Raw genomic sequence first — 23,708 nt, forward strand, 5'->3', positions numbered from 1 at the left:
GCGCTAACGTCTCGCCATGACGTCCGCCGAGGAGTTCCTGCGCAGCTACCACGACGCCCGCCCGGACGCCGCGTCCGAGCTGGCCGGGCGCGGCCGCGTGACGGGCGACGGCAGGACCGTGTACGAGGTGTTCGCCGACCGCGTCGCCACGGCCGAGGCCGTGCTCGACCTCGGCTGCGGCGACGGCGCGCTGCTCGCCGAGCTCGGCCGCCGCGGGGTGGCGAAGCTGGCGGGGGTGGACCTTTCGCCCGGCCAGCTGGCCTCGGCCGGCCGCCGGCCCGAGCTGGCGGAGGCTGATCTGCGCGAGGGGCGGGCGCAGGAGCTGCCCTTCGCGGACAAGACGTTCGACACCGTGGTGTCCTTCATGGCGTTGATGCTCATGGCCGACGTCGAGCAGGTCCTCGCCGAGGCCGCGCGGGTGCTGGCCCCGGGCGGCACGCTCGCGATCGGCGTCGGCGGTGGCGGGCGGGAGGCGATGGAGATCTTCCTCAAGGTCGCGCGGCCGCTGTTCGCCGTCGTGCCCGAGGAACGCCGGGTGCCGGCGGCCGGCGACCCCCGGACCCGCACGCGTGAAGGTCTGGACGAGCTGCTCACGCCCGCCGGCTTCGAACCCGTCGAGTGGGACCGGATGGTCGTCGACTTCGGCGGCACACCCGAGGAGGTCTGGCAGACCTGCCACGACACCTACTACCAGATGGCCACCCTCGACGACACGCACCGCAAGGGCCTGCGCACCGCGTTCACCGTGGCGACGCGCAACCTGGTGACGCCCGAGGGCCGGCTGGCGGCATCCGCGTGCATCGACGTGGCGGTCACCCGGCTGAGGTGACAGTGCCGAACCACCGCGTCAGCGCCTTCTCCAACCCGCCCACGTCCGGCCGGGCGTCGGAGGAAGCCCAGGCGACGTAGCCGTCCGGGCGGATCAGCAACGCGGTCGCGTCGACGCCCGTCGCATCGGTGACCGGGTCCACCCGGTCCGCCCACGCGGCGGCGGCCGAAGAAACCGAGCCGTCCGAGGTCAGGTCGACGAGAACCGGTCGCGCCGCACGATAAGCCGCCGCGACGCCGTCGGAAGAAAGGTCCGGCGCCCACCGGCCGACGAGCGGGTGCGGGTCGTCGCCGTAGCGGATGTCCGCGCCCGACAACAGGTCCGCGAGGTGCTGCGTCACGTCCTGGTGCCCGAGCAGCTCCCCGAACAGCTCGCGCAACGCCGTGACCTCCGGGCCCGGCGCGGTCAGCGCACCCTGCGCCTGCGTCTGCATCACGACGCGCCGGCTGACCGGCCGCCGCTCGGCGTCGTAGGTGTCGAGCAGGTCGGCCGGCGCCCAGCCGCGCACCTCGGCGGCGAGCTTCCACGCCAGGTTGACGGCGTCCTGCAGCCCCAGGTTCAGTCCCGGTCCGCCGATCGCCGAGTGCACGTGGGCGGCGTCGCCGACGAGCAGCACGCGCCCGACGCGGAACTTCTCCGCCAGGCGCGTGTTTCCGCTGGAGACCCGGCGCGGCTGGTGCGGCCCGGGGCCGGAAGGCGCGTCCAGCGGCAAGTCGACGCCGAGCACCCGCCGCACGCTTTCGCGCACCTCGTCGAGCGTGGGCGGCACGTCATCGGGCACCTGCGGCCGGCCGCGTTCGGACGAAGCCACCAGCGGTGCGGCGTTCGGGAACGGCGCGAACACGAACAGCCCCGTCTCCGTGCGGAGGTGCCGGAACGGCGGCACCGCGCCGACGCCGTCGAGCCGCAGCCCGCCCGTCGCCGGGTCGCGCACGGAGTCGGGCACGCTTACATGTGCGGTGTACGAAACCGTATCTTCCCTGGTGACGCCGGGAAAATCGATGCCGGCGAGCTTGCGCACGGTGCTGCGCCCGCCGTCCGCGCCCACCAGGAACCGAGTGTCCACAGTGTACTCACCATCGGGGCCGGAAACAGTGACGTGCACCGAGTCGTCCTGCTCGAACCCGAGCACCTCGTGCGCCCGCCGGATTTCCACGCCCAGCGCCAGAGCCCTCTCCTCCAACGCGCGTTCCAGTTCGCGCTGCTGAATCGGCAGCAGGTACACGGGGTTGACGGGCAACCGGGCCAGATCGAGCGGAAACGCGCCGAACATGTAGTGCGGCGCGGGCGCGGGTTCGGCCTGGCCGGTGAGCCCTTCGTACAGGCCACGGCGGTGCAGCAGCCGCACGACCTGGCCGACGAGGCCGTTGGCGCGCTGTTCTTCGCTGCGTTCGGTGAGGCGTTCCAGGACGACCGGCCGGACGCCGGCCAAGCTCAGTTCGCACGCCAGCATGAGCCCGTTGGGCCCACCACCGGCGATCACGACATCGGTCGCGGGCATGGTTTCTCCTTGACAGAAGAGGAAAAGCCGGAAAATCAGGGAAGTTCGACGGTCACCGCGCCGAAGGCCGCGCGCAGCACCGAGCTGAAGGAAACGGGTGGATCGGCGCGCAGCCAGTGCACCATGGCCGCGCGGATGGCCCCGCCGGCGGCGGTGGCGACGAGCACGGGGTAGAGGTCGTGGTCGGCGTCGGTGCCGGTGCGGTCCGCGATCGCCTGGGCGAGCGCGATTTCGGCGGCGACGTTGGCTTTCTGGAACTCGCCCTGCAGGGCGGGTTCGGCGATCATCAACTGCACGCCCTGTGTCCACAGTGGATCCGGAGTGGACTCGGCGCGGTCGGCCTCGAACCGGGCGAGCGCGGCTTCGGCGATGGCGTCCCAGAGCGGCTCGTCGGCCGGCCGCGCGCGCAGCAGGTCGGCGATGCCCTGGGCGCGGTCGTGGTGCCGGGCCGCGATGGCCTCGGCCTTGCTGGAGAAGTAGTTGTTCACGGTGCGCGGCGAAACGCCGGCCTCGGTGGCGATGTCCTCGATGGTCACGTGCGCCAGACCGCGTTCGACGGCGAGCCGGATCGCGGCCCAGGAGATCGCGGCGCGCGTCTCCAGTCGGCGCCGTTCACGCAGGCTCGGCCGTTCGGTCATGCCCCCAAGGTAGCGCAAACTTGCGCATCACGCAAAGTCTGCGTGATGCGCAAGTTCGATGGATACAAGAAAGCCCAGGGCCACGTGACCCTGGGCTTTCCGGAACTCAGTCCTTGACGCCCTTCACGGCGTCCTTGACCTTGTCGGCGGCTTGCTTCAAGTTGCTCTTGCCCTGCTCTGCCTTGCCTTCGGCCTGCCACTGCTCGTTGCCGGTGGCGTCGCCGACGGCCTCCTTGGCTCGGCCCTTGAGCTCTTCCGCCTTGTTCTCGGCCTTGTCGGTCATGGTGTCGCCTCCCTTGCTCATTCGCTGGCACTCACCGGCTACCCGGTGGGCGGGAGGCCAAACACCGAGACTCAGGCGTTGCGAAGGGTGGCGAGTGCCTTGCTCCACGCCTCGACCTGGTCGAGAGTCGTGTTGAGGTAGCCGGTGTGCATCTCGGCCGGCTTGAAGGTCGACATGTTCTCGAAGTCGGTGAACAGCGACAGCGCGACCTGGCTCGTCACGTGGGCGACCTGCAGGTTGCTCAGCACGAGGCGCAGCTGCTCCACCGCGCGGACGGCGCCGACGGAGCCGTAGCCGACGAAGCCGGCGGCCTTGTTGTTCCACTCGGCACCCAGGAAGTCGATGGCGTTCTTCAGCGGGCCCGGGATGGCGTGGTTGTACTCCGCGGTCACGAAGACGTAGCCGTCGAACTCGGCGATCTTCTCGGCCCAGCGCTTGGTGTGCTCCTGCGCGTACTGGCCCATGGCCGGCGGCAGCGGCTCGTCGAGGTGCGGGAGCTCGTAGTCGAGGAGGTCGAGGAGCTCGTACTCCGCGGTGCCACGCTGCTTCGCGATGTCGAGGGCCCACTTCGCCACGGCTTCGCCGTTGCGGCCCGGACGGGTGCTGCCGAGGATGATCGCAATCTTGGTCATGTCCGACTTTCCTGGTTCGAGGGGACGGTCATCGGTTCAGTTGCGCTGGTCAGGGCTTGATCCAGAAGTGTTCGATGACGCGTCCGCAATTTAGTCTCCGCTCTGCGGACGTGTCAACAAACCGGGTGTGAGGGTCATTCCCACGGCCGGGTGAATCGGCAGTACCTTGTGCGTGCCGTCGCCCACTCCCAGGAGCGAATCGTGACCACTTCACAGGACAGCTATCCGCTCGTGATCAGGGGCGGACGGGTGCTCGACCCGGAGAGCGGTTTCGACGCGGTGGCCGACGTCGGAATCACCGGCGGCACCGTGAGTGTGGTATCCGCAACACCGCTGCAGGGCGCGCAGACGATCGACGCGACCGGCCTCGTCGTCGCCCCGGGGTTCGTGGATCTGCACAGCCACGGCCAGGCGATTCCCGAGCAGCGGCTGCAGGCGCTCGACGGCGTCACCACGGCGTTGGAGCTCGAGGCCGGCATCACGCCGGTCGGCGCGGCGTACGCGCGGGCTGCGGCGGAGGGCCGGCCGGTCAACTACGGCTACTCGACGTCGTGGGCGCTGGCGCGCATGGCCGTGCTCGCGGGGGCGCCGCTCGAAGGCCCGCCGGACACGGTGCTCACGCACCTGGGCGTGTCCGCGTGGCGCGCCGAGGCGTCGGCGGTCGAGCGCGCGCGGATCTTCGAGCACCTGTCACGGGACCTGGCCGACGGCGCGCTGGGCGTCGGCGTGCTCGCGGGCTACGCGCCGCACCTCGATCCGGCCGAGTTCGTCGCCGTGGCGGAGCTGGCCGCGGAGGCCGGGCTGCCCGCGTTCACGCACGCGCGCCCGCTCGTGGAAGCCGACCCGGACGTGCCGGTCGACGGCGCCGAGGAGATCGCGCGCGTCGCGGGACAGACCGGGGTGCACCTGCACTACTGCCACGTGAACAGCACGTCGGGGCGCCACGTCGACCGCGTGCTCGGGCTCGTGGAGCGCTGCCGGCTGGAAGGCGCCGAGGTGACCACCGAGGCGTACCCCTACGGCGCCGGCTCGACGGCCATCGGCGCGGCTTTCCTGGCGCCGGAAGTCCTGGCGCGCCAAGGCATCCGGCCCGACTCGCTCGTGCTCGTCGGCACGGGGGAGCGCATCGCGGACGCCGCGCGTCTCGCCGAGGTCCGCGCGAGCACCCCGGGCGCGCTCGCGCTGCTGCACTTCCTCGACGAGGACGACCCGGCGCTGGAGCGCGCCCTGCTCTTCGAGGGCACCGCCATCGCGAGCGACGCCATGCCGCTGACGTGGACGGGCACCCGGCCGGACCCGCTGACGTGGCCGCTGCCGCCGGGCGCGCTCGGCCACCCGCGGGGCGCGGGTACGTTCTCGCGCGCGATTCGGCGGCTCTACCGGGAAAGCGGGAAGCTGACGTTGTCCGAAGCGGTCGCGCGCTGCTCGCTGCTGCCCGCGCAGGTCCTGGACGAAGTCGTGCCCGCCCTGTGGCGCAAGGGTCGCCTGCGCGCCGGCAGCGACGCCGACGTGGTGGTGTTCGACCCCGCGCGGATCGCGGACCAGGCGTCCTATGTGGACGGAACGCGGCCCTCGGTGGGGATCGAGCACGTGCTCGTGAACGGCACCGCGGTGGTGCGCGCCGGCTCCCTCGTGCCCGACGCGTTGCCCGGCAAGCCGGTCCGCGCCTGACTCAGGCGGCCTTGTTCCTGCGCAACGCGACCGCGGTGGCGACCGTGGCCACCGCGAGGACGAGGAACACGACCGCGGAGCCCGTCCGGTCCAGCGTCAGGTTCCCGACGAAGCCGATCAGCAGCGCAACGGTGAGGGGCGCCCACATGGCGGATGGTCCTTTCTCGCGGTAATGCTTGTCAAAGCTAAGCTTTACGGTACGGCGGGGTGGGTGTTCCGCGCATGATCAAGTGGCGCAAGGAAAACGTCAATTCCTGATCAGCGTGCACGGCGGCACCCGCGCGGGTCGGCGCGGTGGCCTCGGCGTGGACACCTTCGAGCTCGGGCGCTCGGCGGCGCCGGTCCACGCGCGGGGCGACCTGGCCGATCAGGCGGTCGCCGTGGAGGACGGGCAGCACGTAGTAGCCGTAGCGGCGCTTGGCCTTCGGCACGTACATCTCCGTGCGGAACTCGAATCCCCACAACCGTTGCGTGCGGCCGCGGTCGCAGATGAGGTTGTCGAACGGCGAAAGCAACGTGGTGTGCGGCGTCCAGCCGCCGGCGGTGATCGCCTCCAGCAGCGCCGCGCGACGCCGAGGGGCGCGCAGCGCGTACTCCGCGCAGCGCGTCACGATCTCGGTCTCGGTCAGGGGCGTGGGCTCGAGGCCGGCGGGCAGGCACCGGGAAGCCAAGTCCCACAGGCGTTTCCCGCCGGTTCGCGACGCCACCATGATCTCGCCGCGGAACCAGAGCACGTCGAGCATGCGCTCCACGTTGCGCCCGGTCGTCCAGCCGCCCGAGACCCACCCGGCCGTCGATCGGTCCTCGAACGCGCCGGCCGGCAGCGGGCCGGATTCGCGGAGCCGATCGAGGATGTGGTCACGCAAGGCGGCGTTGCCGTGGAGGAACTCGGCGACCCGGCGCCCGTACGCCGACTTCTCGGCCGGGTAGGCGCGAATCAGTGCCTGGTGCAGCGGGCTGCGCAGCACGAGGTGGTGGCTGTGCGCGACCACGCTGATCGAGTCGAGTTGCAGGCACCGCAGCGCGCCGAGGACCTCGCACACGTCGCGCGCCCCCGGCCGGCGGGCGTCCCGGGTGCGCAGTTCCACGCGGCCAAACCCAGCGCGACACGCGGGCGGTGAAAATCACAGGGAAATGCGGGTGCTGCTCGGTGGGGGGCGCTGGGCGTGCAAGTGCGGGACCAGGGGGATGAGTGGTGCCGCAGGTCGGTTCGATGGGTGATCGAATCGGCGACGGTGCTCGCGGAAAAGTATTACTGTGGCGGCGTTGTCGTACTTCCACACACCGCACAAAGGACTGTCCACATGCGCCTGTCAACCCGCAACCAGCTCGTCGGCACCGTGTCGGCGGTGAAGCCCGGCGCGGTCATGACCGTGGTCACGGTCCAGCTCGACGGCGGCCAGTCCGTCACCGCCTCGATCACCAAGGACGCCGCCGAGGAGCTGGAGCTCGAGGTCGGCAAGCCGGTGACCGCGCTGGTGAAGTCGACCGAGGTCATGCTCGGCGTCGAGTGACGTTTCGCCAGCTCGCGGCCCGAACCTGCTGACCAGCGGGTTCGGGCTTTTTTTGTGCCCGTTTCCAGTCGTGCGCGCTACGGTCGTTTCATGCCGCAACGAAATGAACGAGCAGACCTGGCCCGCGCGGTCATGGAGCTCATCGACACCGGCCACCGCCGGATCTCGCGGCACCTCGACCTGACGCGGGTGCGCGTGCTGGGCACCGTCGAGGCCCGGCAGCCCGTGCGGCCGAACGCGATCGCGGCCGAGCTGGGGCTCACGGCGTCGGCGACCAGTCGCCACCTCGCCGCGCTGGAGGCGGCCGGGCAGATCGCGGTGGAGCCGGACCCGGCGGACTCGCGGACTTTCCTGGTGCGGCAGACGGAAACCGGCCGCGCCGACGCCGAAGCCACGGTCGCCGCCGGTGCGGCGGTGTTCGCCGACGTGATCTCCGGCTGGTCGGACGAAGACGTCACCAGGGCCCGCGAGCTGATCACCCGCCTGAACCAGGCGTGGTCGACCCGCGGCGACGCAGCTTCGGCGGCGCAGCGCGGGAGTGGGCCGCGCTGGCGGAGGAAACGCCAGGGTGATGAGGGGGAGAAATGACTGCGATAGCTCCGGCCCGAATACCCGCCGTTGGGCAGGTTGCGCGGGGATTGCTGGGCCTCGTGGCGGTGAGTCACCTGGTGGTGCCGCTGGTGATGCGGGCGCGCGAGGGGGCGGTGCGTGACGAGGTTGCGGCGGCGCATCCGGAGTTCGGGGTGGCTGAGGTGGCGCGCGCGGCCGATGTGGCGGTCGGGGCGGCGGTGGGGTTTCACCTGGTGCTGCTGCTGTTGTGCGTGGTGCCGGCGTGGAAGCTGAGGGGCGGGAGAGTGTGGGTGCGGCGGCTGGTGACCGTCTCGCAGTTGGCAGGGGTGCTGTTCAGCGTGTTCTCGTGGTCGTCCTCGGGGATGTTCCACGCGGTCATCCCGGTGCTCGGGGCGCTGCAAGTCGCGTCGGTGGTTCTGCTGTGGGTGCCGGCGGGGCGGGAGTTCTTCGCCGGTAGCCGGTAGCCGGTAGCCGGCAAGCGGTAGCCGAGCCGCGAAGGAGGAGGGGTTGACAAGAGTTAAGACGACCGGTCATATTCAAGTGGTGAGGCAGGAGCCACCCGAGGATCGGAGTTACGGACATGAGTGACTTGCTGGACATCGCCGTCGAGGCGCACGGCGGGTTGAAGCGCTGGAACGAGCTGAACAGTGTGAGGGCGCACCTGCGCAACGGCGGGGTCGTGTTTCCGCTGAAGGGCCAGGCTGGGTTGCTCGACGAGATCGACGTCCGCGTCGAGCTGCATCGGCAGTTCACCAGCCACTCGCCGTTCGGCGGGCCCGGGCTGCGCACGGCGTTCCGCGGCGAGCACGTGGCGATCGAGAACGCGGCGGGCGAGGTCGTGGAGGAGCGCGACAACCTCCGCGCGTCGTTCGCCGGCCACGCGTTGGAGTCACACTGGGACCGGTTGCAGACGGCGTACTTCGCGGGCTACGCGATGTGGACGTACCTGACCACGCCGTTCACGCTCACCCGTCCGGGCTTCCGCACCGAGGAGCTCGCGCCGTGGCAGGAGGACGGCGAGACGTGGCGCCGCCTGCGCGTGGAGTTCCCCGACGACCTCACCACGCACAACAAGGTGCAGACCTTCTACTTCGACGCCGACGGCCTCATCCGCCGCCACGACTACGACGCCGAGGCGGTCGCCGGCGGCCTCGCGGCGCACTACTCGTCGGAGCACCGCGAGGTCGACGGCATCGTGGTCCCCACCAAGCGTCGCGTCTACCCCGTCGGGGAGGACGGCAAGCCGGTGCCGGAACCGCTGCTGGTGTCGATCGACCTCAGTGAGATCAAGTTCGCCTGAGCAACGCTACAAGCCGCGCAGGAGCCGCAGCGGTGACTCCACGCAGTCCGCGATGAACCGCAGGAACCCGCCCGCCGTGCCGCCGTCGCAGACGCGGTGGTCGAACGCCAGCGTCAGCTCGGTGATCTTGCGCGGCACGACCTGGCCGTCGACGATCCACGGGCGGTCGATGATCCGGCCGATCCCGAGGATCGCGACCTCGGGGTGGTTGATGATGGCGGCGGAACCGTCGACGCCGAACACGCCGTAGTTGTTGATCGTGAAGGTGCCGCCGGTGAGCTCGGCGGGGGCGAGTGAGCCGGAGCGGGCGCGCTCGGTGCGTTCGGCGAGGGCGCCGGAGAGCTGTTCCACCGAAAGCTCGTGCGCGCCGGGCACGACGGGGACCACGAGGCCGCGGTCGGTCTGCGCGGCGAACCCGAGGTGCACGGCCGAGGGGATCACGATCTCGTCGCCGTCGAGGTGTGCGTTGAGCTCGGGGAAGCGACGCAGGCCTTCGACGGTGAACTTGGCCAGCAGCGCGAGGAGGCTGATCTTCGGGGCCCCGGCCTCGGCGTTGAGGGCGGCGCGGGTTTCGAGCAGGGCTGTGGCGTCGACGTCGACCCAGACAGTCGCTTCGGGGATTTCCCGGCGCGAGCGGGTGAGCGTGTCGGCGACGGTCTTGCGGACGCCGCGCAATGGGATCCGGCGTTCGTCGGAGGCCGCAGGAGTGACGGCCGCGGCGATCGCTCGCTCGACGTCGGCGCGGCTGATGATCCCGTCGGTACCCGAACCGGCGAGCGCGTGGATGTCCACACCGGACTGTTTGGCCAGCTGCCGCACCAACGGCGACACCACGCGCACGCGCTCGTTCACCGGCCGCGGCGCGGACACCACCGCGGCTCCGGGCCGCCGCGTGCCCCGAGCACGACGGGTCCGCCGCGCCTGAGCCGTACCGGTGCCGTATCCGATGAGGACGTTGCCGCTGCCCTCCGAAGTGGCCGGAGAAGGCGTGACCACCCCCGGCTCCAGAAACGCCGGCGCCTCCTCCACCGTGATCAGCGGGCTGCCGACGGTCAGCACGTCGCCGGCCGCACCGTGCAGCGTCGCGACCCGGCCCGCGAACGGCACCGGCACCTCGACGCTCGCCTTGGCCGTCTCGACCTCCACCACCGTCTGGTCGACGGTCACGGTGTCGCCCACGGCCACGTGCCACGCGACGATCTCGGCCTCGGTCAGGCCCTCGCCCAGGTCGGGCAGCTTGAAGACGGCCATCACGCCTCCGTTTTCGTGAGCGGCGCCGCGTCGGCCCACTGCAGCCGCTCGATCGCGTCGAGCACCCGGTCGACGTTCGGCAGGTGGTGCTTCTCCAAGTTCGGGGCGGGGTACGGGATGTCGAACCCGCCGACGCGCAGCACGGGCGCCTCCAGGTAGTGGAAGCACGTCTCCGACAGCTGGGCCGCGACCTCGGCGCCGTAGCCGCAGAAGCGGCTGGCCTCGTGCACCACGACCGCGCGCCCGGTCCGCCGAACCGAGGCGGCGACCGTGTCGAGGTCGAACGGGGCGAGGCTGCGCAGGTCGATCACCTCGGCGCTGTAGCCCTCTTCCTCGGCCGCCGCGGCGGCTTCGAGTGTGGTGCCGAGCGCGCCGCCGTAGGAGATCAGCGTGACGTCGGTGCCCGAGCGCCGCACGACCGCGCGGTCCAGAGTGGACGATCGGTGGTCGAGCCGCACGGTCTCCTTCTCCCAGTAGCGCCGCTTGGGCTCCAGGAAGATCACCGGGTCCGGGCTGTCGATCGCCTGGCGCAGCAGCGCATACGCGTCAGCGGGCGAAGCCGGCGTGACAACGCGCAGGCCCGCCGTGTGCGTGTAGTAGACCTCGGAGGAGTCGCAGTGGTGTTCGACGCCGCCGATGCCACCGCCGTAGGGGATCCGGATCACGATGGGCAGCTCGACGGCGCCGCGCGTGCGGTTGCGCAGCTTCGCGAGGTGGCTGGTGATCTGCTCGAACGCAGGGTAGGCGAACGCGTCGAACTGCATCTCCACCACGGGCCGCAGGCCGTTCATCGCCATGCCGATGGCCGTGCCGACGATGCCCGACTCGGCGAGCGGGGTGTCGAACACCCGCGTCTCGCCGAAGCGGGCGGCCAGCCCGTCGGTGACGCGGAAGACACCGCCGAGCGTGCCGACGTCCTCCCCGAACACGAGCACGCGCTCGTCCTCGGCCAGCGCGTCGGCGAGGGCGCGGTTGAGCGCGCCGGCCATGGTGACGGTGTCCGGTTCGGTGGCGGTGCCCGAAGTGGACTCCAGGGTCGCGGTCATTCTTCGGCTCCGAAGGAGAGTTCGGCGGTGAGGTCCTCGGCCTGGCGGCGCAACGCGGCCGTCGGCTCGGCGTACACGTGGCGGAACAGGTCCGCCGGGTCGAGCACGGTGTCGACGTTCATGCGCTCGCGCAGCGACGCGGCTTCGGTCTCGGCGCGCGCGGCGATCTCCTCGCGGGCGGCGTCGTCGAGCAGGCCGCGGTCGGTGAGGTAACGCTCCAGCCGCGCGATCGGGTCGCGGGTGAGCCAGGCCTCGACCTCCGCTCGGTCGCGGTAGCGGGAGGCGTCGTCGGCGTTGGTGTGCGACTCGACGCGGTAGGTGAGGGCCTCGATCAACGTCGGCCCGCCACCGGCAGCGGCGCGCGCGACGGCCTGCTCCACCACGGCGTGCACGGCGGCCGCGTCGTTGCCGTCCACCAGCACCGACGGCATGCCGTAGCCCACGCCCTTGTGCGCGAGCGAAGGCGCCGCGGTCTGCTTCGAAAGCGGCACGCTGATGGCGTAACCGTTGTTCTGCACCAGGAACACCACCGGCGACTGCCACACGGCCGCGAAGTTCAGCGCCTCGTGCGTGTCGCCTTCGCTGGTGGCGCCGTCGCCGAGCAGCACCAGCGCGACGGTGTCCTCGCCCTTGGTCTTGGCGGCGTGCGCGAACCCGACGGCGTGCAGCGTGTTCGTGGCCAGCGGCGTGCACTGGGGCGCGACGTTGGCGCGGTACGGGTCATAGCCGCAGTGCCAGTCGCCACGCAACAGCGTGAGGACCTCGACCGGGTCGACGCCGCGGGCGACGACGGCCATCGAGTCGCGGTAGGTCGGGAAGAGCCAGTCTTGCGGACGCAACGCGAGGATCGAGCCGATCTCACCCGCCTCCTGGCCGCGGGCGGACGGGTACACGGCGAGGCGGCCCTGCTTGGTCAGCGCGGTGGCCTGCGCGTCGAAGCGGCGGCCCGACACCATCGCGCGGTGCAGGCGCAGCAGCACGTCGTCGGCCGGCATCTCCAGGTCGGGGTCGGCGACGGGCGCGCCGTCGGCGGTGATGAGGCCCAGGGGCTCGTCGCTCGGGAGGAAGAACGACGCGGCGGTGCGTTCCGTGGTGGTCACCGGCAGCTCCGATCGACGGGGAACAGGGGAAGACGTCTAACGCCGATCTTCGCTCCGCACCGATCAGGGATCCAGGTATCCACGGCAAGTGTGGAACAATGGCTCACCTGCTCACAGTGAGCCGGATTATTGGCTTCGGGAGGTGCCGGGATGTCCGAGCCGGGTGGACGAATGGCGGCGGCCCTCGACGAGGTCGACCTGAAACTCATCGCCGAGCTCAAGGCCGACGGGCGCGCCTCGATGCGGGCGCTGGCCGAGCGCGTGCACATTTCGCGAGCGGGCTGTTACACGCGGGTGGAGCGGCTGCACCGCGAAGGCGTGATCACCGGGTACGCCGCGGTGACCGATCCGCGGCGGATGGGTCAGGGGCTCGCGGCGTACGTCTACCTCAAGGTCACGCAGAACTCGTGGCGCACGGTGAGCGCGGCGCTCAAGAGCATCCCCGAGATCGAGCACGGCGGGCTCGTCTCGGGGGACAACGACCTCATCCTGTTCGTCCGCACGAGCGACGCCGACAGCCTGCGCGACCTGGTCTTCGAACGGCTTCAGGCGATGCCGGACGTGCTTTCGACGCACACGGTGCTGGTCTTCGACGAGCTGTGAGGCCTCAGGAGACCAGCGAGTCGAGCAGCTTCAGGCGTTCGGCCGACGGCGAGCCGGGCTCGGCGCCGGAGAAGATGATGCGCTGACCCGTGTCGTCGGGCATCCGCAGGCTCTCCTCGTTGAGGGTGAGCCGCCCGACGAGCGGGTGGTCGTACTCGCGGACCGAGTGCAGGCACTCCGCCACGGGGTGCGAGGCCCAGATCCGCGCGAACTCCGGGCTGTGGATGCTGAGCTCGCCGATCAGCTCCGCCATCTTCGGGTCCTCGGTCTGCTCGCCGGTGGCCATCCGCAGGTAGGAGGCCGCGTTGCGGGCCTGGCGCTCCCAGTCGACGACGAGGTCGCGCATCGCCGGCTCGAGGAACATGTGCTTGGTCAGGTTGGGCCGCGCGGTGCGGTCGATGCCCAGCAACGCGAAGCCGAGCCGGTTGCCACCGAGCAGGTCGGTCCGCCGGCCCACGATGATCGCCGCCTGGTCGAGGTTGCCCTCGACCAGCGCGAGAACCGAGTCACGCACCATTTCCGGGCCTGCCTCCCGCCGCATCACCTGGGCGGGCCAGGCCAGGCGCAGCAGGTGCATCCGCTCGCTCTCGTCGAGGCGCAGCGCGTTGGCGATGGCCTCCATCACCGAGTCGGACATCTGGTGGCTCTCGCCCTGCTCGATGCGGGTGTAGTAGTTCACGCTCACGCCGGCGAGCTGCGCGACCTCTTCGCGCCGCAGCCCGGGGACGCGCCGCGGAGTGCCGTAGGTCGGGACCCCGGTCTCCGCGGGCGTCAGCGCCGCCCTGCGGGAGCGCAGGAAGTCCCCGAGTTCGGTGTTGCGCTGCTCGCTCATGACCCGATTCTCCTTCGGCGGCTCGCCCGCTGCCGTCCCCTCGTATGGGTACCCAGCGCGTGGCGAGGTGCGGTTGCCGTGGTGGTTACAACATCGGGGCATGACGAAGTATTCGGTCACCCTCGGACTGGACACGTTCGGGGACGTGCTTTCCGACGACGGCGGCACCCCCGTCAGCCACGCCGAGACCATCCGCGGCCTGGTGGAGCACGGCGTGCTCGCCGATCACGTGGGTCTCGACTTCTTCGGCATCGGTGAGCACCACACGGTGGACATGCCGCTCTCGGCGCCCGACGTGGTGCTGGCGGCCGTGGCGGCGCGCACGTCACGCATCCGGCTGGGCTCCGCCGTCACGGTGCTGAGCTCCGACGACCCCGTGCGCGTCTTCCAGCGCTACTCGACCCTCGACGCGCTCTCGCACGGACGCGCGGAGGTGATCCTGGGCCGCGGGTCGAGCACCGAGTCGTTCCCCCTGTTCGGCTACGACCTGGGCGACTACGACGAGCTGTTCGACGAGAAGGTCGACCTGTTCTCCCGCCTGCTGGAGGAGAAGCCCGTGACGTGGTCCGGCCGGCTGCGGCCCTCGCTGAACGGCCAGGAAGTGGTGCCGCACACGGAGACGGGCCCGATCCCGGCGTGGATCGGCGTCGGCGGCAGCCCCGAATCGGTGCTGCGGACGGCGAAGTACGGCATGTCGCTCATGCTCGCGATCATCGGCGGCCCGGCCGCGCGGTTCAAGCCCTTCGCGGACCTGTTCCGCGACGTGCAGCGCCGGCTCGACAAGCCGCAGAAGGCGATCGGGCTGCACATGCCCGGCCACATCGCCGACAGCGACGAGGACGCGATGGAAGAGCTGTACCCCCACTACGTCGACGTGCTCACCCGCGTCGCGCACGAACGCGGGTTCCGGCCGCCGTCGCGCGAGCAGTTCCTGGAGGAGGTCTCCGAACGCGGCGCCTGGCACGTCGGCTCACCGGAGACAGTGGCGCGCAAGATCGCCGCGTCGCTGAAGACGGTGGGGGCCACGCGGTTCGACCTGAAGTACGGACTGGCCGGGCTGCCGCGCGGCTCGGTGCTGCGCAACATCGAGCTGTACGGGGCTCGCGTGGCGCCGATGGTGCGGGAGCTGATGGCTTGAGCCATGGCGGGGGTGGCGGCCTGGCCACCACCCCCGCAAGGTCAGGTCAGCTTGGTTACCGTTCGCGCGGCCGAACGACCGTGCGAAAACCGAGAGGGGGGCGGCGATCTCGCGCGCCTCGACGGGTCTGAGGCAGAAACTCGGAGGGGAACTTGTGGATCAGCTTCGTCTGATTCGCCTGCGCGGTGGGTTTCGCGCATTCGACGATCTTGTCTCAGAGCTCCGGACAGAATGACATTCGAGCGGTTGGATCACTCCGAAACGCGGGTTGTCCCCTGGGCGCCCGAGCCTGACGAGTGCGGCAGAACCGCTCGACGAAGAGAGGCCGGCGTGGCGCACTTGTGCGTGCGTTCGACGCGCCGGCCGGGCAGGGTGGCGGGTTTAGCTCGCTGTCGCGCCTTTGGTCAGCGCGTCCATGAAGAGGTCGACGAGTCGACCGGCCTGTTCTTTGGTGCCGTGCTGCACCGAATAGGCGATGCCGCCCATGAGGATCAGCACATCGTCGGGGGTGACGTCAGTGCGCAGACTGCCGTCCCGGGCGCCGGCCTCGAGGAGGGTGGCGACGGCGCCGGACAGGAGGGCGTGACTGTCGGAATACGGGTCGATGCCGGAGGCGATGACCGCGTTGAGCGCCGCGGACATACCGCTCTTGGCCGTGGCGTAGTCGAGGAAGTGTGCCATCCACAGGCGGGTGGCTTCAGCGCCCGGGTGCCGGGCGAGGAGCTCGATTGCCTTCTCGCAGACGCGGGTGAGCTGGTGCCGGTAAGCGGCGTCAATAAGGGCTTCTCGAGTCGGGAAGTGCCGGTAGAGCGTGCCGACGCCGACCCCCGCCTGCTTGGCGATCGCGGCCGGTGCGGCGTCCAGCCCCTGCTCCGCGAAGACCTGCGCGGCGACCTCCAGCAGGCGCGCCCGGTTCTGTAGCGCATCACTCCTGATCCGGCGGGGAGTCGCGGGCATGCGGGTTCCTCCAGTGCTTGCCTTCGCTTGCGTTCCGGAATTCGTTCCGCTTAACTGGTAAGCGGAACGAATTCCGCTACGACTCTACTTCAGGAGAGCTCATGCCCACCCTCACCGACGCGGCCGTGCGCCACTGGTTCGTCACCGGAGCGTCCGGTGGCCTGGGGCGCCACCTCACCGAGCACGCCCTCCAGCGCGGCGACCGCGTCACCGCGACGGTCCGCCGCCCCGAGACTCTGCAAGACCTGCGTGAGACGTACGGCGACCGGCTGACTGTCGAGATCCTCGACCTCGCCCGTCCGGCCGATGTCGACGCAGTGGTCGGCCGGACGCTTCGGTCCGGACCGGTGGACATCGTGGTCAACAACGCCGGGTACGCGGTCGTGGGCGCCGCCGAGGAGATGACGGTCGAGCAGATCCGCGACCAGATCGAGGTCCTCCTGCTCGCTCCGATGCTGATCACCCGGGCGTTCCTGAAGCCGATGCGCGAGCAGGGCGGCGGCCGGATCATCCAGATCTCCAGTATGGGCGGCCAGATCGGCATCCCCACCCACAGCTCCTATCATGCGGGCAAGTGGGGGTTGGAAGGCTTCACCGAGAGCGTCGGTCGCGAAGTCGCCAACTTCAACATTCACCTCACCCTGGTCGAACCCGGTGGCACCCGCACCGGCTTCGCCTCGGCCCTGCGCTATACCACCGAAACGGCCGCCTACCGCGACAACGCCGTCGGCCGGACACGGCGTCTGCTGGAGACCGCCGACGACAGCACCCGCACCGGCGACCCGGCCAAGATTGCCGCCGCCATCTACGACACCACCCGTCACTCGAACCCGCCCCTGCGCCTCACTTTCGGTTCCGACACCTACGACGCTGTCCACGCCGCACTCACCGAACGTCTCGCCGCACTCGAAAATCAAAAGGACCTTGCGGCATCCATCGCCTTCACCCACTGACTCGACCGACCGACACGACCCAAAATCCCAATCTTTCAACGCCCGACGCTCCACCGGTACACGCCCAGTCCGGAGCCGTGCTCCTCACCGCGTCGAGCAATGACCGGCGTAATCCCGACTTCGCGGACCTGCTTGCGGTACTTGTCGTGGTCATACCCACGGTCGGCATACAGTGCGTCCGGTCGCTGTCGGGGCCGTCCGCGACGGACCCGAACCGGCGGGATCGTCTTGATCAGGGGCATAAAGCTGGGTGACGTCGTTGCGGTTGCCGCCGGTCAGCGACACCTGCAACGGGGTACCGTGCGCTTCGGTGATCAGATGGTGTTGTCGAGCCAGTTCGGGCACGGTAGGCGCTGCCAGCACGTCATACCGGAACCGAAGCCCAGTTCCAGCGGCAGGAACTCCCACTGAATCGTGGTGCAGAGCACGAACAGGATGCCGCACGGGACCTTCCGGTCATCCGGACGCTGGCGGCCTGGATGGTCAGTGCGTCGCCCGACGACCGGTAGCGGCGGCTCGATCCGCACCCACAACTCGTCGGAGACGATCCACGGAGGCTGCTGTCCCTTCCTCCCGCGCCGACCGACAACCTCCTGGATCAACTTATGCCAAGATCCATTTTGCCAGGAGTTCTTCGAGCACCAGGGCGCGCGCCGCGCTGCCCTCGCGCATGAGAAGGCGATCATCAACCGCGGAGCCACCGGCGCCTCGATCGTGAAGCCGTTGCTTCGCAGCAGCTCCGCCGAGTTCGACTCGCGCTGGGACAGGTCGACGCCGTCGTTTGCCCGGGCCGTCCCGCGCCGGCCCGTCGGTCGTCCGAATTCATGACCGTGCCCTCCTCGACCGATCCGCGAGTCAAGGAAGATCTGACCGAGTACCCGCCCGGGCCGGCAAAGGGTCCGGACAAAAGGAAATGCCCAGCCGGGTGCAGCTGCGCCCGGCCGGGCATTTCCTCAGATCAGCGGAACAAACCAGAGCCGAGCGTGTGGGCGTTGAAGAAGTTCCAGATCACCTGCTGGGCCTTCATCGTCTGCGTCGCCGAGCCGGGGCCGCTGTCCACGAGCTCGCCGGGCCAGGTGTGGCCGGCGCCGAGGATGCGGTAGTGGGTGACGGAGGCGTTGACGGCGCAGTTCTGCCACGAGAATTGGATCACGTCGGAGCCGATCGGGGTGCTGACCGGCGTCGCGGTGCAGTGGTTGTGGTTCGCCCAGTTCTGGGCCCAGTCCATGAGGTTGGGGATGGGCTCGCTGTGGCTGGTGCCGCCGTTGTACTCGATGGTCGGGTCGGCCGTGCCGTGGAAGTCGACGATCGGGGCGGGGACGCTCGACGAGCAGCCGACCGTGGTGCCGGGGTAGAAGGCGCCGGCGATCGTGGCGAAGGCGGCGATGCGCATCGGCAGCTGGCAGGCCAGCAGCGACACGAAGCCGGCGCCGTTGGACTTGCCGGTGGCGAAGATGCGCAGCGGGTCCACGCACAGCGTCGCCTGCAGGTGGTCGAGCAGGTCGCCGACGAAGCGGACGTCGTCGACGCCCGGCGCGGCGTACGGCGCGCTCTGCCAGGCGCGCTGGTCGGCTTCGCCCTTGGCGCCCACGGGGTAGACGGCGATGGTGTCGAGGCCGTCGATGCCGGAGAACTCTTCGATGTCGCTGCCGTCGCCCTTGCGGCCGTGGAACGCCATGACCACGGGCTTCGGGTGACCCGGCTGGTAGTTCGCGGGCAGGTGGATCAGGTAGTCGCGGGAAAGCCCGCCGGAGGTGATGGTCTGCGTGACCGTCTGCCCGAGCGGCAGGGAGGTCGAGTGCGCGGTGCAGCCCGTCGAAACCCGGGGGTAGTTGCGCACGGAGGGGGTCGCGGACGCGGTCTGCGGGACGACCGCCGTGGCGGTCAGCGCAAGCGCGGCGACAGCGGCGAGCTTGGCGAATCTCATTCAGAGCACCTCGTCGAGGAAGGACCGGAGCCGGTCACTGCGGGGGGACTCGAAGAACTCGGTGGGGTGGGCGGCTTCCACGAGCCGTCCCTGGTCGAGGAACACGACCTGCTCGGCGACCTCACGGGCGAACCGCATCTCGTGCGTCACCACGATCATCGTCATGCCGCGGGAAGCCAGGTCGCGCATCACGGCGAGCACGCCTTTCACGAGCTCGGGGTCGAGTGCGGACGTCGCTTCGTCGAACAACATCACCTCGGGGTTCATCGCCAGCGACCGCGCGATGGCCACGCGCTGCTGCTGACCGCCCGAGAGCTGGGAGGGCCGGCGGTTCTCGTACGCCGCGAGCCCGACCGCGGCGAGGTTCGCCCGCGCGGTCTCCACAGCTTCGTCGCGAGACACGCCGAGCACCTGCTGCTGGGCGAGCGTCACGTTGTCGAGCACCGTGTGGTGCGGGAACAGGTGGAAGTTCTGGAACACCATGCCGACGCGGGTGCGGATGCGGTCGACGTCGGCGCCCTTGTCGGTGATGGCCTGGTCGCCGATGAAGATGCGCCCGGCGGTCGGGATCTCCAGCAGGTTGGTGCAGCGCAGCAGCGTCGACTTGCCGGAACCCGACGGGCCGATGATGCACGTGGTGGTGCCGCCCGGGGCTTCGAGCACGATGTCATGCAGCACCGGGGTGTTGCCGAAGGTCTTGTCGATGTGCTCGTAGCGGACGGTCGTCCCGGTGGTGGTCACGGCGTCGGCCGCCGCGGTGCTCGCCCGCGTCATACGAGTGCCTCCTCGGTGCGCACGGCCGCCGGCGTGGTCGCCGCGGCGGGCCGGCCTTCGCGCATCCGCTTGTCCCACTTGTTCACCACGTAGGTGAGCGGCACGGTGATCGCGAGGTAGAACAGGCCCGCGGCGACCAGCGGTGAGAGCGAAGCGTTGTTGGTGGACGTGTCCTGGGCGATCGCGAACATCTCCCGCTGCCCGGCGGCGAGGCCCAGCAGGTAGACCAGGGCCGTGCTCTTGATGACCAGGATGAACTGGCCGGTGAGCGCCGGCAGCACGCGCCGGAACCCGATCGGGATCACGATGAGCCGCATGGTCTTCGTGTGCGACATCCCGAGGCTGCGCGACGCTTCGACGATGCCCTTGTCGACGCTCTGGAAGCCCGAGCGGAAGATCTCCGCCATGTAAGCGCCTTCCATGAGCCCGATCGCGAGCGCCGCGTAGCCGTAGGTCCAGTTGCCGAACATCGTGAGCCCGGCCAGCGGCAGGCCCTGGCCGATGAGGTAGATGCTCAGGATGTGGGGCAGGCCGCGCAGGATGTCGACGTACCAGCGGCAGGGCAGGCGCAGCACGCGGAAGCGGGACATCAGGCCGCTGGCGAGGAAGATGCCGACCACGAGGCCGATCGCGCTCGCGAGCACGGTGAGGAACAGGGTGTTCAGCAGCCCCTCCTTCAGCAGCGTGGGGAGCGTGCTGCCGATGAGGTCGAGGTCGAAGAACGTGTCCCAGATTTGTTTCAGACCGTCCATGGCGCTGTCCTTTCAGGACCCGTCGGCAGCGGTGACGCCGGGGCGCTGCTGCATGCCGGGGTAGGCCTTGAGCATGTCGTCCGGGATCGCGACGCCCTTGGGGTTCCACTTGTCGAACAGCTTCGTGTACGTGCCGTCGGCGATCACGGCCTTGAGCGCGTCGTCGAGCGCTTTCTTCAGCTCGGGCTTGTCCTTGGCGACCGGGAACGCGGTCATGCCGCTGGTGATCGCCGGCGAGGCCTGGTAGTCCGGGTGCTTCTCCAGGAGGTCGTTCGTGGTCGCGACGCCGGTGAACAGCCCGTCGACCTGTCCGGCGGTGAGCGCGTTGGAGCTGGCCGCGATGTTGGGGAACTCCTTGACCGTCACGGTCGGCACGCGCTTCTTCACGAGCGGGATCAGCTCGCTGCCGCGGGTGATCGCGATGGTCTTGCCACCCGAAGCGTCCACAGTGGCCAGTGGCGCGCTCTTGCGGGAGATCAGCTGCGCCTGCCCGTAGTTCACCGCGGTGGTGAAGTCGGTGACCTCCTGGCGCGGCGGCGTGACGAGCGTGCCGAACGCGGCCGAGTCGTACTTGTGGTTGCGGATGTTGGGCAGCATGCTCGCGAAGTCGGTCGCGGTGTAGTCGGCGGTCAGGTTCATCTTCTGCGCCATCGCCTGCGTGAGCTCGATGAGGAAGCCGGCGGGCTTGCCGCCGTCGATGAACGACGTCGGCTTGTCGTCGGAGCGGAAGGCGAAGTGGACCTTGCCGGGGGTGGCGGTGCCGAGCGGGTTGGCGGCCTGGTCGTCGCTGCCACCGCAGGCGGTCAGCGTGAGGCCGGCCGCGAGCACGAGGGTGGCCACTCCGAGACGGCGTCGGGTCGGGGCGGTCATGGCGTCTCCTGGGGAATGCGGGTGAGGGTGGGGGCGGACTGGCGTTCCGGCAGGTCGAGGAACTCCTGCAGGAAGCCGCTGATGCGCTCGACGGTGGCTTCCACCAGCCGAGCACCGATCTCGACGGACGACTTGGTGGCGTCGCCGAGCGTGCCGGTCTTGCTCAGGTCGTGATAGGACTGTGGAAAGTGGATCCCCGGCCGCGAGCGGCTGAGCTTGCCCGCCTGGTCGAGGTCGTCGAAGGTGGAGCTGCCGGGGGTGAGCCGCTCGGGGAGCACGAGGTCCGGGTCGGCGAACATCGCCTGCGAGGTCTCGATTTCGCTGGAGTGGCCGCCGATCCGGCTTTCGGACAGCTTCGACACGAGGTCCGAGACCACGGGCGTGATCCCGCTCCACGCGATGTGCAGGTCGGGCAGGTCGGTGCGCAGCCGCGTGACGGCGACCTCGACCGTGGCGTTGTTGCCGCCGTGGCCGGTGAGCACGTAGACCTTGCGCCAGCCGTGGCGGTGCAGGCTGGTGACGAGTTCCACGATCACCTGCTGCAGCGTGATCGGCGACAGCGTGAGCGTGCCGGGGAAGGCCATGTGGTGCTCGGAGACCCCCACGGGGATCACCGGGGTCACCACGACCTTCGGTGAAAGGTGTTGCGCCACAAGGTCTGCGACGACCTCGGCCCGGGTGGTGTCGGTGCGCTGCGCGAGCCCGTGGCCGTGCTGCTCGGTGGCTCCGAGCGGCACGATCGCCACGGGGGCGTGCGGGCGCAGGTCGTCGATCTCGGGCCAGGTGAGATCGGCGAGGCGGTGTGAACGTGGTGCGATCGGCATGGTGTCTTTCCCGGTCATTCGGCCCGCCCGAGCTGGCGGGCCACTTCGGTGCGGAGTTGTTCGAGGTGGTGGCGGGTGTGTTCCTCCGCGGCGGCCGCGTCGCCGGAGCGCACGGCGTCGAAGATGGCGAGGTGCTCCTCGTAGTCGCGCCGGCGGTCCTCGATGAGGGCACGCAGGGCTTTCTGCTCCCGGCCACGCGCGGCGAGCAGCGAGTCGACGACCTCGAAGAGCACCTGGTTGCCCGAACCGCCGGCGAGCTCCCGGTGGAAGTTCAGGTGCGGCCGGTGGTCGGTGCTGTCGCGCTTGGCCGTGTCGAGCGCGAGCTCCAGGCGCTGCAGGCTTTCCTCACTGCGGTTGACCGCGGTCAGCGCGGCGATGCCGGGCTCGATCGTGAGCCTGGCATCGACGAGCTGGAGGATCAGCTCGTCCTTCATCGGCGCGGAGTTCGGGTTCGGCATGAGCGTGCGGTGGATGCCGTCGCCCACGTAGATGCCCGAGCCGTGGCGCATGCGGACCGCGTCGGTGGTCTGCAACCGGCGCAGTGCTTCCCGGATCGTCGGCGTGGTCACGGAGAACCGCTCGGCCAGCACGCGCACGGTCGGCAGGCTGTCGCCCGGCGCCAGTCGCTCGTCGGCGATCAGCTCCAGCAGCCCCGCCACGAGCTGTTCGGACAGCCCGGGTTTCGGGTGCGCTTCGGTCATCGGTGACTCCGTTCTGCGAGTGAATTGACTAAATCACTTGCTCAATTTGAAGTCAAGGATTTCGCGACGAACGTGCATAAGCGCAGTTCGGGAGGGTTTGGGGCGATCTTCGAGCGCGCGGGCTACGCCGTGCCGGCGGTGGCGAGGCGCCGCGCGGCGACGTCCTTCGCGGTGCGTTCGAAGGCCTTCAGGTCCGGCGTCGGCGCGCCCGCGGCGCGGCCCAGCACGAGCGTGGTGCCGGCCTGGCCGACGACCGGAACGGCCACCACGGCGTCGCCGATCCGGCTCGCGGCGCTCTCGCCGACAACGACGACGAGCTGGCCGAGCGCGACGCGGTCGACGATCTCGTCGAGCGACACCGGCGGGCACGTCGCGCGGTAGGCGTCGACGCGGCGCAGCTCGTCGAGGGGGACGGCCGCGCGCGTCGCGAAGGGATGGGATGCGGGCAGGAGGGCGACCGGCGATTCGACGGCGAGCTCCGTGGTCGCGAGTCCGGTGGTGTCCGAGGACGCGCAGAGCACGGCGACGTCGGCGGTGCCTTCGCGCAGCGCTCGGGTCTGGTCGGTGGTGAACAGCAGCTCGACCGGTGCGGCGGAGGGGCGGTGCGCGTAGGCCTCGAGCAGGTCGGACAGCAGGCCCGCTCCGGTGCCGGAGCGGACGGCGACCACGAGGCTCGCCGGCCGGGCCGCGCGCTGGGCGCGCCGCACCGCGGTGTCCACGGCGGCCAGCGCCGCGCGGCTCTCGGCGAGGAAGACCTCGCCGGCTTCGGTGAGGGAGACGCGACGGCTCGTGCGGTCGAACAGCCGCACGCCGATGCGCCGCTCCAGCCGGGCGATCGCACGCGAGAGGGGCGGCGCGGCGATGCCGAGCCGCTCGGCGGCACGGGCGAAGTGCAGCTCCTCGGCCACCGCGACGAAGTAGGCCAGCTCGCGCGTCTCCAGGCGATCCATACCTCCAGGGTAATGATCGTCGCCCGGACGGTCATCGTTCCGCAGGTCACGCGGGGGTTGGCTGGAATCGTCCCCCAGAGAAAGGCCATTTC

Annotated in this window: 27 protein-coding genes and 1 pseudogene; 9 read left to right on the top strand and 19 right to left on the bottom strand. The window is 70.2% G+C overall.

The window, feature by feature from the left end:
* Positions 1-16: 16 nt before the first annotated feature.
* On the top strand, positions 17-829 hold the full coding sequence (locus tag AB0878_RS27480) for a class I SAM-dependent methyltransferase (protein ID WP_366583126.1): 813 nt from the start codon (positions 17-19) through the stop codon (positions 827-829).
* Here the strand turns inward: AB0878_RS27480 and AB0878_RS27485 are convergent.
* The 4 genes from AB0878_RS27485 to AB0878_RS27500 form a co-directional block, all read right to left on the bottom strand.
* A complete protein-coding gene (locus AB0878_RS27485; protein WP_366583127.1) occupies positions 813-2,330 on the bottom strand; it encodes an FAD-dependent monooxygenase in 1,518 nt (505 codons plus the stop codon). The genes AB0878_RS27480 and AB0878_RS27485 overlap by 17 nt on opposite strands.
* Before the next feature lie 35 nt (positions 2,331-2,365).
* Complete coding sequence (locus tag AB0878_RS27490; RefSeq protein WP_366583128.1) at positions 2,366-2,968, bottom strand: TetR family transcriptional regulator; 603 nt, start codon at positions 2,966-2,968, stop codon at positions 2,366-2,368.
* Positions 2,969-3,074: 106 nt separating this feature from the next.
* Positions 3,075-3,251: a CsbD family protein gene (locus AB0878_RS27495; protein ID WP_220243533.1), complete on the bottom strand. Its 177-nt coding sequence runs from the start codon at positions 3,249-3,251 to the stop codon at positions 3,075-3,077.
* 71 nt (positions 3,252-3,322) lie between these two features.
* Positions 3,323-3,883, bottom strand: coding sequence for an NAD(P)H-dependent oxidoreductase (locus AB0878_RS27500; protein WP_366583129.1), 561 nt, complete (start codon positions 3,881-3,883; stop codon positions 3,323-3,325).
* Between the two features lie 168 nt (positions 3,884-4,051).
* Between AB0878_RS27500 and AB0878_RS27505 the strand changes: the two genes are divergently transcribed.
* Positions 4,052-5,554 (top strand): amidohydrolase family protein, encoded by a 1,503-nt coding sequence (locus AB0878_RS27505; RefSeq protein ID WP_366583130.1) that lies wholly within the window; start codon positions 4,052-4,054, stop codon positions 5,552-5,554.
* A gap of 1 nt (position 5,555) precedes the next feature.
* Here AB0878_RS27505 and AB0878_RS27510 read toward each other — a convergent pair whose 3' ends face one another.
* Positions 5,556-5,702, bottom strand: a complete 147-nt coding sequence (locus tag AB0878_RS27510) for a hypothetical protein (protein ID WP_366583131.1) — start codon at positions 5,700-5,702, stop codon at positions 5,556-5,558.
* Positions 5,703-5,739: 37 nt separating this feature from the next.
* Positions 5,740-6,642 carry a crosslink repair DNA glycosylase YcaQ family protein gene (locus tag AB0878_RS27515; protein WP_366583132.1) on the bottom strand — a complete coding sequence of 301 codons (903 nt, stop codon included), beginning with the start codon at positions 6,640-6,642 and terminating at the stop codon, positions 5,740-5,742.
* 216 nt (positions 6,643-6,858) lie between these two features.
* Between AB0878_RS27515 and AB0878_RS27520 the strand changes: the two genes are divergently transcribed.
* From AB0878_RS27520 to AB0878_RS27535, 4 genes are all read left to right on the top strand, one after another.
* Entirely contained in the window at positions 6,859-7,068 is a 210-nt protein-coding gene (locus AB0878_RS27520; protein ID WP_220243528.1) for a TOBE domain-containing protein, read from the top strand.
* A 90-nt stretch (positions 7,069-7,158) separates the two neighbouring features.
* On the top strand, positions 7,159-7,656 hold the full coding sequence (locus AB0878_RS27525; RefSeq protein ID WP_366583133.1) for a MarR family winged helix-turn-helix transcriptional regulator: 498 nt from the start codon (positions 7,159-7,161) through the stop codon (positions 7,654-7,656).
* 50 nt (positions 7,657-7,706) lie between these two features.
* The gene (locus AB0878_RS27530) at positions 7,707-8,102 is read left to right on the top strand and encodes a hypothetical protein (protein ID WP_366583134.1); all 396 of its coding nucleotides are present in this window, start codon (positions 7,707-7,709) and stop codon (positions 8,100-8,102) included.
* Positions 8,103-8,218: 116 nt separating this feature from the next.
* On the top strand, positions 8,219-8,938 hold the full coding sequence (locus tag AB0878_RS27535) for a hypothetical protein (protein WP_366583135.1): 720 nt from the start codon (positions 8,219-8,221) through the stop codon (positions 8,936-8,938).
* Positions 8,939-8,944: 6 nt separating this feature from the next.
* Here the strand turns inward: AB0878_RS27535 and AB0878_RS27540 are convergent, their stop codons facing one another.
* From AB0878_RS27540 to pdhA, 3 genes are read right to left on the bottom strand one after another with little or no spacing between them, the layout of a single operon-like run.
* Positions 8,945-10,189, bottom strand: coding sequence for a dihydrolipoamide acetyltransferase family protein (locus AB0878_RS27540; RefSeq protein ID WP_366583136.1), 1,245 nt, complete (start codon positions 10,187-10,189; stop codon positions 8,945-8,947).
* On the bottom strand, positions 10,189-11,235 hold the full coding sequence (locus tag AB0878_RS27545; protein ID WP_366583137.1) for an alpha-ketoacid dehydrogenase subunit beta: 1,047 nt from the start codon (positions 11,233-11,235) through the stop codon (positions 10,189-10,191). The genes AB0878_RS27540 and AB0878_RS27545 overlap by 1 nt, the downstream gene beginning before the upstream one ends.
* Positions 11,232-12,335, bottom strand: coding sequence for a pyruvate dehydrogenase (acetyl-transferring) E1 component subunit alpha (gene pdhA, locus AB0878_RS27550; protein ID WP_366583138.1), 1,104 nt, complete (start codon positions 12,333-12,335; stop codon positions 11,232-11,234). The genes AB0878_RS27545 and pdhA overlap by 4 nt, the downstream gene beginning before the upstream one ends.
* A gap of 150 nt (positions 12,336-12,485) precedes the next feature.
* Between pdhA and AB0878_RS27555 the strand changes: the two genes are divergently transcribed.
* Positions 12,486-12,938 (top strand): Lrp/AsnC family transcriptional regulator, encoded by a 453-nt coding sequence (locus AB0878_RS27555; protein WP_360595072.1) that lies wholly within the window; start codon positions 12,486-12,488, stop codon positions 12,936-12,938.
* A 4-nt stretch (positions 12,939-12,942) separates the two neighbouring features.
* Here the strand turns inward: AB0878_RS27555 and AB0878_RS27560 are convergent, their stop codons facing one another.
* Complete coding sequence (locus tag AB0878_RS27560) at positions 12,943-13,770, bottom strand: helix-turn-helix transcriptional regulator (RefSeq protein WP_366583139.1); 828 nt, start codon at positions 13,768-13,770, stop codon at positions 12,943-12,945.
* A 100-nt stretch (positions 13,771-13,870) separates the two neighbouring features.
* On the opposite strand from AB0878_RS27560, the gene AB0878_RS27565 reads away from it, so the two are divergent.
* Positions 13,871-14,908: an Atu2307/SP_0267 family LLM class monooxygenase gene (locus AB0878_RS27565; RefSeq protein WP_366583140.1), complete on the top strand. Its 1,038-nt coding sequence runs from the start codon at positions 13,871-13,873 to the stop codon at positions 14,906-14,908.
* A gap of 381 nt (positions 14,909-15,289) precedes the next feature.
* Here AB0878_RS27565 and AB0878_RS27570 read toward each other — a convergent pair whose 3' ends face one another.
* Positions 15,290-15,865 (bottom strand): TetR/AcrR family transcriptional regulator, encoded by a 576-nt coding sequence (locus tag AB0878_RS27570; RefSeq protein WP_366583141.1) that lies wholly within the window; start codon positions 15,863-15,865, stop codon positions 15,290-15,292.
* A gap of 17 nt (positions 15,866-15,882) precedes the next feature.
* Between AB0878_RS27570 and AB0878_RS27575 the strand changes: the two genes are divergently transcribed.
* Complete coding sequence (locus AB0878_RS27575) at positions 15,883-16,818, top strand: SDR family oxidoreductase (RefSeq protein ID WP_366583142.1); 936 nt, start codon at positions 15,883-15,885, stop codon at positions 16,816-16,818.
* A 50-nt stretch (positions 16,819-16,868) separates the two neighbouring features.
* Here the strand turns inward: AB0878_RS27575 and AB0878_RS27580 are convergent.
* The 8 genes and pseudogenes from AB0878_RS27580 to AB0878_RS27615 form a co-directional block, all read right to left on the bottom strand.
* A pseudogene (locus tag AB0878_RS27580) lies at positions 16,869-17,351 on the bottom strand (transposase); the annotation flags it as partial.
* A gap of 425 nt (positions 17,352-17,776) precedes the next feature.
* On the bottom strand, positions 17,777-18,745 hold the full coding sequence (locus tag AB0878_RS27585) for a PHB depolymerase family esterase (protein WP_366583143.1): 969 nt from the start codon (positions 18,743-18,745) through the stop codon (positions 17,777-17,779).
* Positions 18,746-19,519: an amino acid ABC transporter ATP-binding protein gene (locus AB0878_RS27590; RefSeq protein ID WP_366583144.1), complete on the bottom strand. Its 774-nt coding sequence runs from the start codon at positions 19,517-19,519 to the stop codon at positions 18,746-18,748.
* Entirely contained in the window at positions 19,516-20,271 is a 756-nt protein-coding gene (locus AB0878_RS27595; protein ID WP_366583145.1) for an amino acid ABC transporter permease, read from the bottom strand. The genes AB0878_RS27590 and AB0878_RS27595 overlap by 4 nt, the downstream gene beginning before the upstream one ends.
* Before the next feature lie 12 nt (positions 20,272-20,283).
* A complete protein-coding gene (locus tag AB0878_RS27600) occupies positions 20,284-21,141 on the bottom strand; it encodes a transporter substrate-binding domain-containing protein (RefSeq protein ID WP_366583146.1) in 858 nt (285 codons plus the stop codon).
* Positions 21,138-21,965, bottom strand: a complete 828-nt coding sequence (locus AB0878_RS27605) for a creatininase family protein (RefSeq protein WP_220243516.1) — start codon at positions 21,963-21,965, stop codon at positions 21,138-21,140. Before AB0878_RS27605 ends, AB0878_RS27600 begins: the two co-directional genes overlap by 4 nt.
* Before the next feature lie 14 nt (positions 21,966-21,979).
* Positions 21,980-22,666 (bottom strand): FCD domain-containing protein, encoded by a 687-nt coding sequence (locus tag AB0878_RS27610; RefSeq protein WP_366583147.1) that lies wholly within the window; start codon positions 22,664-22,666, stop codon positions 21,980-21,982.
* Between the two features lie 122 nt (positions 22,667-22,788).
* Complete coding sequence (locus tag AB0878_RS27615) at positions 22,789-23,616, bottom strand: LysR family transcriptional regulator (protein ID WP_366583148.1); 828 nt, start codon at positions 23,614-23,616, stop codon at positions 22,789-22,791.
* Positions 23,617-23,708: the final 92 nt, after the last annotated feature.

Source organism: Amycolatopsis sp. NPDC047767 (assembly GCF_040704195.1).
In the GTDB taxonomy this organism is placed as follows: Bacteria; Actinomycetota; Actinomycetes; order Mycobacteriales; family Pseudonocardiaceae; genus Amycolatopsis.

Excerpts from the sequence above, each read along its gene's own strand:
- AB0878_RS27480 (WP_366583126.1), top strand. The coding sequence starts at position 17 with ATGACGTCCGCCGAGGAGTTCCTGCGCAGCTACCACGACGCCCGCCCG.
- AB0878_RS27605 (WP_220243516.1), bottom strand. The coding sequence starts at position 21,965 with ATGCCGATCGCACCACGTTCACACCGCCTCGCCGATCTCACCTGGCCC.
- AB0878_RS27540 (WP_366583136.1), bottom strand. The coding sequence starts at position 10,189 with ATGGCCGTCTTCAAGCTGCCCGACCTGGGCGAGGGCCTGACCGAGGCC.
- AB0878_RS27545 (WP_366583137.1), bottom strand. The coding sequence starts at position 11,235 with ATGACCGCGACCCTGGAGTCCACTTCGGGCACCGCCACCGAACCGGAC.
- AB0878_RS27560 (WP_366583139.1), bottom strand. The coding sequence starts at position 13,770 with ATGAGCGAGCAGCGCAACACCGAACTCGGGGACTTCCTGCGCTCCCGC.
- AB0878_RS27485 (WP_366583127.1), bottom strand. The coding sequence starts at position 2,330 with ATGCCCGCGACCGATGTCGTGATCGCCGGTGGTGGGCCCAACGGGCTC.
- AB0878_RS27590 (WP_366583144.1), bottom strand. The coding sequence starts at position 19,519 with ATGACGCGGGCGAGCACCGCGGCGGCCGACGCCGTGACCACCACCGGG.
- AB0878_RS27525 (WP_366583133.1), top strand. The coding sequence starts at position 7,159 with ATGCCGCAACGAAATGAACGAGCAGACCTGGCCCGCGCGGTCATGGAG.
- AB0878_RS27585 (WP_366583143.1), bottom strand. The coding sequence starts at position 18,745 with ATGAGATTCGCCAAGCTCGCCGCTGTCGCCGCGCTTGCGCTGACCGCC.
- AB0878_RS27500 (WP_366583129.1), bottom strand. The coding sequence starts at position 3,883 with ATGACCAAGATTGCGATCATCCTCGGCAGCACCCGTCCGGGCCGCAAC.
- AB0878_RS27615 (WP_366583148.1), bottom strand. The coding sequence starts at position 23,616 with ATGGATCGCCTGGAGACGCGCGAGCTGGCCTACTTCGTCGCGGTGGCC.
- AB0878_RS27490 (WP_366583128.1), bottom strand. The coding sequence starts at position 2,968 with ATGACCGAACGGCCGAGCCTGCGTGAACGGCGCCGACTGGAGACGCGC.
- AB0878_RS27595 (WP_366583145.1), bottom strand. The coding sequence starts at position 20,271 with ATGGACGGTCTGAAACAAATCTGGGACACGTTCTTCGACCTCGACCTC.
- AB0878_RS27535 (WP_366583135.1), top strand. The coding sequence starts at position 8,219 with ATGAGTGACTTGCTGGACATCGCCGTCGAGGCGCACGGCGGGTTGAAG.
- AB0878_RS27610 (WP_366583147.1), bottom strand. The coding sequence starts at position 22,666 with ATGACCGAAGCGCACCCGAAACCCGGGCTGTCCGAACAGCTCGTGGCG.
- AB0878_RS27510 (WP_366583131.1), bottom strand. The coding sequence starts at position 5,702 with ATGTGGGCGCCCCTCACCGTTGCGCTGCTGATCGGCTTCGTCGGGAAC.
- AB0878_RS27600 (WP_366583146.1), bottom strand. The coding sequence starts at position 21,141 with ATGACCGCCCCGACCCGACGCCGTCTCGGAGTGGCCACCCTCGTGCTC.
- AB0878_RS27570 (WP_366583141.1), bottom strand. The coding sequence starts at position 15,865 with ATGCCCGCGACTCCCCGCCGGATCAGGAGTGATGCGCTACAGAACCGG.
- AB0878_RS27520 (WP_220243528.1), top strand. The coding sequence starts at position 6,859 with ATGCGCCTGTCAACCCGCAACCAGCTCGTCGGCACCGTGTCGGCGGTG.
- AB0878_RS27565 (WP_366583140.1), top strand. The coding sequence starts at position 13,871 with ATGACGAAGTATTCGGTCACCCTCGGACTGGACACGTTCGGGGACGTG.
- AB0878_RS27495 (WP_220243533.1), bottom strand. The coding sequence starts at position 3,251 with ATGACCGACAAGGCCGAGAACAAGGCGGAAGAGCTCAAGGGCCGAGCC.
- AB0878_RS27555 (WP_360595072.1), top strand. The coding sequence starts at position 12,486 with ATGTCCGAGCCGGGTGGACGAATGGCGGCGGCCCTCGACGAGGTCGAC.